General features: G+C 60.9%; 7 protein-coding genes and 1 tRNA gene. 4 read left to right on the top strand and 4 right to left on the bottom strand.

Annotation, left to right across the window (positions count from 1 at the left end):
- Window positions 1–146 precede the first annotated feature (146 nt).
- Window positions 147–1,628: a glutamate--tRNA ligase gene (gene gltX, locus V7773_RS24915; protein ID WP_336075753.1), complete on the bottom strand. Its 1,482-nt coding sequence runs from the start codon at window positions 1,626–1,628 to the stop codon at window positions 147–149.
- A gap of 224 nt (window positions 1,629–1,852) precedes the next feature.
- Window positions 1,853–3,868: an excinuclease ABC subunit UvrB gene (uvrB, locus tag V7773_RS24910; protein WP_336075752.1), complete on the bottom strand. Its 2,016-nt coding sequence runs from the start codon at window positions 3,866–3,868 to the stop codon at window positions 1,853–1,855.
- A 331-nt stretch (window positions 3,869–4,199) separates the two neighbouring features.
- Here uvrB and V7773_RS24905 point away from each other — a divergent pair, with 331 nt between their 5' ends.
- Window positions 4,200–5,396, top strand: a complete 1,197-nt coding sequence (locus V7773_RS24905; RefSeq protein ID WP_014337444.1) for an amino acid aminotransferase — start codon at window positions 4,200–4,202, stop codon at window positions 5,394–5,396.
- A 212-nt stretch (window positions 5,397–5,608) separates the two neighbouring features.
- Here the strand turns inward: V7773_RS24905 and V7773_RS24900 are convergent, their stop codons facing one another.
- Window positions 5,609–5,836 carry a hypothetical protein gene (locus tag V7773_RS24900; protein ID WP_063320300.1) on the bottom strand — a complete coding sequence of 76 codons (228 nt, stop codon included), beginning with the start codon at window positions 5,834–5,836 and terminating at the stop codon, window positions 5,609–5,611.
- Between the two features lie 235 nt (window positions 5,837–6,071).
- Between V7773_RS24900 and V7773_RS24895 the strand changes: the two genes are divergently transcribed.
- The 3 genes from V7773_RS24895 to V7773_RS24885 all read left to right on the top strand — a co-directional run bounded on the left by V7773_RS24895 (window position 6,072) and on the right by V7773_RS24885 (window position 6,863).
- Window positions 6,072–6,147: transfer RNA gene (locus V7773_RS24895), tRNA-Asn, on the top strand.
- Window positions 6,148–6,395: 248 nt separating this feature from the next.
- Window positions 6,396–6,590: a hypothetical protein gene (locus tag V7773_RS24890; RefSeq protein ID WP_003203896.1), complete on the top strand. Its 195-nt coding sequence runs from the start codon at window positions 6,396–6,398 to the stop codon at window positions 6,588–6,590.
- A 90-nt stretch (window positions 6,591–6,680) separates the two neighbouring features.
- Entirely contained in the window at window positions 6,681–6,863 is a 183-nt protein-coding gene (locus tag V7773_RS24885; protein ID WP_003203898.1) for a hypothetical protein, read from the top strand.
- On the opposite strand, the gene V7773_RS24880 is transcribed toward V7773_RS24885, so the two are convergent.
- Entirely contained in the window at window positions 6,860–7,921 is a 1,062-nt protein-coding gene (locus V7773_RS24880; RefSeq protein ID WP_336075751.1) for an AI-2E family transporter, read from the bottom strand. The genes V7773_RS24885 and V7773_RS24880 overlap by 4 nt on opposite strands.
- Between the last annotated feature and the right edge of the window lie 49 nt (window positions 7,922–7,970).

Below are 7,970 nucleotides of genomic sequence, written 5' to 3'. Positions count from 1 at the left end.
TCATCGCTGAGGACGGGGCGAATCTTAAGGGCGTATCGGAGGGCTGTCAAATTTATTTTCAACAAATTTGAAAATTTTTTGCCGGGATAACAATCACTTACCGACAAACCCCGGAAAACCGGGGTATGCCCTGCCTCATCGAGCGCTTACGCGATCGCGCCCAGCAGTTTTTCCCACTCCTTGTTTTCCTTCTTCGACACACCACCGAGCAGATCGATGGCCTGGCGCAGGCGGAAACGGGTCAGGTCCGGCCCGAGGATTTCCATCGCATCGAGCACCGACACCGAGCTGGCCTGGCCGGTAATGGCGGCGAACATCAGCGGCATGGCATCGCGCAGTTTCAACTCCAGCGATTCGACCACGGCCTGGATGGTCGCGGTGATGCTGTCCTTCTCCCACTGACGCAGGCTTTCGAGCTTCCACAGGATCAGTTGCATCAACTGGCGCACCTGGTCGCCCGAAAGCTTCTTGGATTCGAACAACTTCGCATCCGGCGTCACGCCGCCGGCGAAGAAGAAACCGGCCAGCGGGGCGATCTGACTGAAGGTCTCTACCCTGCCCTGCACATGAGGCGCGATCTTCATCATGTACTCAGGATTCAACGCCCACTTCTGCACACGCGCGGCGAACTCTTCCACCGGCAGGTCCCGCAGCCACTGGCCGTTGAGCCACGACAGTTTCTCGATGTCGAAGATCGGCCCACCCAGGGACACGCGCGACAGATCGAAATGCTCGACCATTTCCTGCAGCGAGAACTTCTCGCGCTCGTCCGGCATCGACCAGCCCATGCGTCCCAGGTAGTTGAGCATTGCCTCGGGCATGAAGCCCATGCGCTCGTAGAACGTCACCGAGGTCGGGTTCTTGCGCTTGGACAGCTTGCTCTTGTCCGGGTTACGCAGCAGCGGCATGTAGCACAGCTGTGGTTGCTCCCAGCCGAAGTATTCGTAGAGCAGGATCAGTTTCGGCGCCGACGGCAGCCATTCTTCACCGCGCAACACGTGGGTGATGCCCATCAAGTGATCGTCGACCACGTTGGCCAGGAAGTACGTCGGCAGGCCGTCGGTCTTCATCAGCACTTGCATGTCCATGCGATCCCACGGGATCTCGACATCGCCACGCAGCATGTCCGGCACCACGCAGACGCCTTCGGTTGGCACCTTCATGCGGATCACATGAGGCTCGCCAGCCGCCAGGCGACGAGCGACTTCTTCCTTGGACAGCAGCAGCGCCCGGCCGTCGTAGCGCGGGGTTTCGCCACGGGCCATTTGCTCGGCGCGCATCTGGTCCAGCTCTTCGGCGGTGCAGAAACACGGGAACGCATGCCCCATGTCCACCAGTTGCTGGCAATACTGCTGGTAGATGTCACCACGCTCGCTCTGGCGATACGGACCGTGCGGGCCGCCGACGTCCGGGCCTTCGCTCCAGTCGATCCCCAACCAGCGCAGGGCGTCGAAGATCTGCTGTTCGGACTCGCGGGTCGAACGCAACTGGTCGGTGTCCTCGATCCGCAGAATGAACTCGCCACCATGCTGCTTGGCAAAGCAATAGTTGAACAAAGCGATGTAGGCGGTGCCGACATGGGGATCGCCAGTGGGCGAAGGCGCGATGCGGGTGCGGACGGTGGTCATGGCATGTCTCGGAAAGAATATAAAAGCGAAGATCAAACAGGGGGCGAATGGTAACAGGCGATGGCGGGCGGGCTCCAGTGAGAGCGGGATTTGTGTCGCCAGTCGTCAGACCGAGTCGCCCCCTTCGCGAGCAAGCCCGCTCCCACAAAGGATCATTGGGCGACTCGATCGAACTGTGGGGGCGAGCTTGCTCGCGATGACGCCCTTAAGGTCGCCACACAACCTCAGACAACCAGCAAACGCTCGCGCAACTTGCCAATCTCATCGCGCAACTGCGCCGCCGCCTCGAACTCCAGGTCCCGGGCCAACTGGTACATCTTCTCTTCCAATTGACGGATGCGCTTGGTGATTTCGCTTGGCGAGCGCAGTTCGGCCTCGTAACGAGCGCTCTCTTCGGCGGCCTTGGCCATGCCCTTGCGCTTCTTGCTGCGCGAGCCGGGCACGGTGGCGCCCTCCATGATGTCGGCGACGTCCTTGAACACGCCCTTGGGGGTAATGCCGTTGGCCAGGTTGAAGGCGATCTGTTTGTCACGACGGCGCTCGGTCTCGCCAATGGCCCGCTCCATGGAGCCGGTGATGCGGTCGGCATACAGAATCGCCCGGCCATTGAGGTTACGTGCCGCGCGACCGATGGTCTGGATCAACGAACGCTCGGAACGCAGGAAACCTTCCTTGTCGGCGTCGAGAATCGCCACCAGCGACACTTCCGGCATGTCCAGGCCTTCGCGCAGCAGGTTGATCCCCACCAACACATCGAAAGTGCCCAGGCGCAGGTCGCGAATGATCTCGACCCGCTCCACCGTGTCGATGTCCGAGTGCAGGTAACGCACCCGCACGCCGTGGTCGGCCAGGTAATCGGTAAGGTCTTCGGCCATGCGCTTGGTCAGCGTGGTGACCAGCACTCGCTCCTCCAGCGCCACGCGCTTGGAGATTTCCGAGAGCAGGTCGTCCACCTGGGTCAGCGCCGGGCGCACCTCGACTTGCGGGTCCACCAGCCCGGTCGGTCGCACCACTTGCTCGACCACCCGCCCGGCATGCTCGGCTTCGTAGTTGCCAGGGGTGGCCGAGACAAAAATCGTCTGCGGGCTCACGCTTTCCCATTCATCGAAGCGCATCGGCCGGTTGTCCAGCGCCGAGGGCAGGCGGAAACCGTATTCCACCAGGGTTTCCTTGCGCGAACGGTCGCCTTTGTACATGGCGCCGACCTGGGGCACGCTGACGTGGGACTCGTCGATGACCAGCAGGGCATCGGCTGGCAGGTAGTCATACAAGGTGGGGGGTGGCGCGCCCGCCGGACGGCCCGACAGGTAGCGCGAATAGTTTTCGATGCCGTTGCAGTAGCCCAGCTCCAGGATCATCTCCAGGTCAAACCGGGTCCTCTGCTCCAGACGCTGGGCTTCCACCAGCTTGTTGTTCGAACGCAGGTATTCCAGGCGCTCCTGCAACTCGACCTTGATTCCTTCGATGGCGTCCAGCAGGGTTTCCCGGGGCGTCACATAGTGGCTCTTGGGATAGAACGTGAAGCGTGGCAACTTGCGGATCACTTCACCGGTCAGCGGGTCGAACGCCGAGAGGCTCTCCACTTCATCGTCGAACAACTCGATGCGAATCGCTTCCAGGTCCGATTCCGCCGGGTAGATGTCGATCACATCGCCACGCACCCGGAACGTCGCCCGGGCGAAATCCATGTCGTTGCGGGTGTACTGCAAGTCCGCCAGGCGCCGCAGCAAGGCGCGTTGGTCGAGTTTGTCGCCACGGTCTACGTGCAGCACCATCTTCAAGTAGGTTTCCGGGCTGCCCAGGCCGTAGATGCACGACACCGTGGTGACGATGATCGCGTCCTTGCGCTCGAGCAAGGCCTTGGTCGCCGACAGTCGCATCTGTTCGATGTGATCGTTGATCGAGGCATCCTTCTCGATGAAGGTGTCCGACGACGGCACGTAGGCCTCGGGTTGGTAGTAGTCGTAGTAGGAAACGAAGTATTCCACGGCGTTATTCGGGAAAAACGCTTTGAACTCGCCGTACAGCTGCGCCGCCAGGGTCTTGTTCGGCGCCAGTACCAGGGTCGGGCGCTGAATCTGGGCGATCACGTTGGCGATGCTGAAGGTCTTGCCCGAACCGGTCACACCGAGCAACGTCTGGTGCGCCAGCCCGGCCTCGATGCCTTCGACCATCTGGCGGATGGCTTCCGGCTGATCGCCGGCGGGCTGGAAGCGGGTGACTAGCTGGAATTCAGACATGACATAACCTCTGGATTCACCCCTGTCGGCCAGCCGACAGGAACGAGAAAGACCGAAACGACGGGTGTCGCCCGAGGAAAAAGCTGGGATGCACACAATGTGGAGGTGAATGCCTTCGCTTTCAAGACGAACGTCCTACACGCCTTGAAGACTTTGACGCGGCGAAAGGACTAACGGTCGAAAAAAATCGAAAAAACTTAGCCTGAAAGCCGAATCGCCTGTCGCCGTGCCGAGTGATGGCCTCTATACTAGCTCCCCGTTTGTGCACCGCTCTAGTGCATTCGGCTGGAGCGCCACACCTCCCCTCACTCTCCATTAGAGCCGCGCAATAATGAGCCTGTTTTCCGCTGTCGAATTGGCACCCCGCGACCCCATCCTGGGCCTCAACGAAGCTTTCAACGCCGACACCCGTACCAACAAGGTCAATCTGGGTGTAGGTGTTTACTGCAATGAAGAGGGGCGTATTCCACTCCTGCGCGCCGTTGTCGAGGCCGAGACGGCTCGCGTGGCTCAGCACGTTTCCCGTGGCTACTTGCCGATCGACGGCATTGCCGCCTACGACCAGGCCGTGCAGACCTTGCTGTTCGGCAAGGATTCGCCGCTGATCGCCTCCGGTCGCGTCATCACCACCCAGGCCGTGGGCGGCACCGGCGCACTGAAGATCGGTGCCGACTTCCTCAAGCAACTGCTGCCTGACGCCGTCGTCGCCATCAGCGACCCAAGCTGGGAAAACCACCGCGCCCTGTTCGAAACCGCTGGTTTCCCGGTGCAGAACTACCGCTACTACGACGCCGCCACCCACGACGTGAACCGCAGCGGCCTGCTGGAAGACCTCAACGCCCTGCCCGACCGCTCGATCGTTGTGCTGCACGCCTGCTGCCACAACCCGACCGGCGTGGACCTGAGCCCGGAAGACTGGAAAAACGTGCTGGCCGTGGTCAAGGCCAAGAACCACGTTCCGTTCCTGGACATGGCCTACCAGGGCTTTGGCGCCGGTATCGACGAAGACGCGGCGGCCGTGCGCCTGTTCGCCGAGTCGGGCCTGACCTTCTTTGCCTCCAGCTCGTTCTCCAAGTCGTTCTCCCTGTACGGCGAGCGCGTCGGCGCCCTGTCGATCGTCAGCGAATCGAAAGAAGAAAGTGCCCGCGTGCTGTCCCAGGTCAAGCGCGTGATCCGCACCAACTACTCCAACCCACCGACCCACGGCGCCAGCATCGTCGCCGCCGTGCTCAACAGCCCGGAACTGCGGGCCCAGTGGGAAGCCGAGCTGGCCGAAATGCGCCTGCGCATTCGCGGCATGCGCATCCAGATGGTGGACATGCTGGCCAAGGCCGCCCCGCACCACGACTTCAGCTTCGTCGCACGCCAGAGCGGGATGTTCTCCTACTCCGGCCTGACCGTTGAACAAGTGACGCGCCTGCGCAACGAGTTCGGCATCTATGCCCTGGACACCGGCCGCATCTGCGTGGCCGCGCTGAACCAGAACAACATCGATGCGGTGACCAAGGCCATCGTCCAGGTGATCTGAAGGTCTCTGTAATGAAGAACGGGAAGCCATGGCTTCCCGTTTTTTTTGAGCCCGCACACCGACCCGTGGCGAGGGAGCTTGCTCCCGCTGGGCTGCGAAGCGGCCCTAAAGCCAGCCACCGCGGTGTGTCAGACTGATTGGCTCAAGCATTTCCTGGGGCTGCTACGCAGCCCAGCGGGAGCAAGCTCCCTCGCCACAAAAAGCCTCCAGAACTACAACTCCGTCGCCCGCTGGCTCGCCGCATCGTCGTACACGACGTACAGCGACTCGGCCACCTGGCTCTTGATCGCCTTGGTACTTTCCAGCCCCAGGACAAAACCCTCGGCCTTGCCCCCGGCACGGTTCAATTCCTCAGCCGTGCTGGCCTGGGTGATGGCGTCGTACAGTTTCTCCGCGTGAGGCCCCACACCCTTGGGCAAGCTGATCTGGGCGGTACTCACAAGAGCACCTCGGCGCGGCGGGCACTGAGAAGAGGTAACAGGTGGTTCATGGCGCGTACCTTAATGTCGGCGAATGGCCGGCAGCGCATCCTGCCACTTCCGGGCGACCATGGTAGTCCTCTCCTGCCCTGACGGTAACTGCCAATCGTTGATTGACCGTCAAAGGGCACCAGGAATGCGCCGTCCGCCAATGGACGCTTGACTTCTCTTTTCCAATCAGTAACATACGCGCCATTCCGCGATAGCTCAGTTGGTAGAGCAAGTGACTGTTAATCACTGGGTCCCTGGTTCGAGTCCAGGTCGTGGAGCCAGATAGCAAGCAATCAAGCCCCTGAATCGAAAGGTTCAGGGGCTTTTTTGTGGGAAAAATTTAAGCGCAGCTGGTTGAAAAGACTTGCCGAGGTCGCTACAGGAACAATAATCCGGCGCCAAAAAGGCATTATGGTCTGAATCCTGCTTTCTTTTTTCCAACAACCCAAGCTGTCACGTGAGCGTCATGACAGGGCCGCAAACTGGCTCTGTCCGCCAACAACAGCTTCATAAAAACAAGGACGAAGGTATGCCCACACAAAACCCCCATCGCATCGTCGGCCTGTGCACCTCAAGCAAGGTGTACAACGTGCTGACCGAACTCAAGCAACTCGAAGGCCACCGCAGCGCCAAGTTCCTTTCCCTGTTGGCGGAAAACCTGGTGCGCAAGGGCCTGCTCAACGAGCAGGAAGTGGTGCACATGCTCGATCTGGTCGTCGATTGAGCGGCATCGATTCCTACTATTGAGCCGGTTGATTTTTCGTTACCCCCACTGAGTCGTAAGGTAACCCCCATCGATTGATGGAGGTGTCCCATGCCCAAGGTTCAAATCATGTCTGTCATTGGCAGCGCCGTCCCTGCCCCACTCCGCGAGCTCGGGTTGCTGGCCTGCTGGTATCTGGTGCAAGACGGCGTGACCATCAGCGGCCCGCTGACTTCACTGCCCGCCGCCCAGGCCCTGTCGCAACGCATCGGCCCGTACCTGCTGAGCGCCTAGGGCAACTGCACCCGCGGCGTGGTTTCGACGAACAGCGCCCAACTCGACATGAACAGCGCGGCGATCAGTGGCCCGATCACGAAGCCATTGAGGCCGAACACCGCCAGCCCGCCCAGTGTCGAGACCAGCACCATGTAGTCGGGCATCTTGGTGTCCTTGCCCACCAGGATCGGGCGCAGGAAATTGTCCACCAGGCCGATCACGAACACCCCGAACAGCGTCAGCACCACGCCCTGCCAGATCGCCCCCGAGAGCAGGAAATACACCGCCACCGGCGCCCAGACGAGGCCCGCCCCGACCGCTGGCAACAACGACAGGAACGCCATCAGCACCGCCCAGGGCAACACCGTCGGAATCCCCAGGACCCAGAAGATCAGCCCACCCAGCGCCCCCTGGCTGATGGCGACCAGCAGGTTGCCTTTCACCGTGGCGCGCACCACTCGATTGAACTTCAGCTGCAGGCGGCGCTTTTGGTGTTCCGCCAAGGGAATGGCCATGCGCACCTTGCGCACCAGCTCCGCGCCGTCGCGCAGAAAGAAGAACAGCAGGTAGATCATCACGAAGAAGCTGACCATGAACTGAAAGGTGCCCTGCCCGAAACTGAAGGCCTGGGTGGCGAAGAACTCGCTGCCCTGCATCGCGCTCCTGACGATCTTGTCGCGCAAGCCGTTCAGGTTGCCCAGGCCGAAGCGGTCCAGCAGGTGCTGAAAGTACGGCGGCAAGGCATCCTTGAAACGGGCCAGGTAATCGGCAATGTCCAGTTCTCCGCTTTCCAGGCTCTTGTACAGCGCCGCGCCTTCCTGGACCAACAACGTACTGATGATGATCACCGGCAAGATCGCGCTGACCACACAGATGCTCAACGTGAACAGCGACGTGACATTGCGGTGCCAGCCGAATTTCAACTGCAGGCGGCGCTGCATCGGCGCAAAGACGATGCCCAGAATCACCGCCCAGAACACCGCGCCGTAAAACGGCAGCAGAATCCAGATGAACGCGATGGTGACCAGCACCAGGAGCAGCATCTGGGCTTTGTTTTGCAGCATCTTTCGATTCATCAGCTTTCCATGTCCTAAGGCGGGATAAACATTAGTCCGCCAGGACTCG

It is taken from the genome of Pseudomonas sp. 3JA (assembly GCF_036961705.1).
Classification (GTDB): Bacteria; Pseudomonadota; Gammaproteobacteria; order Pseudomonadales; family Pseudomonadaceae; genus Aquipseudomonas; species Aquipseudomonas fluorescens_Q.
This window is presented reverse-complemented; position numbering and strand designations above follow the sequence as displayed.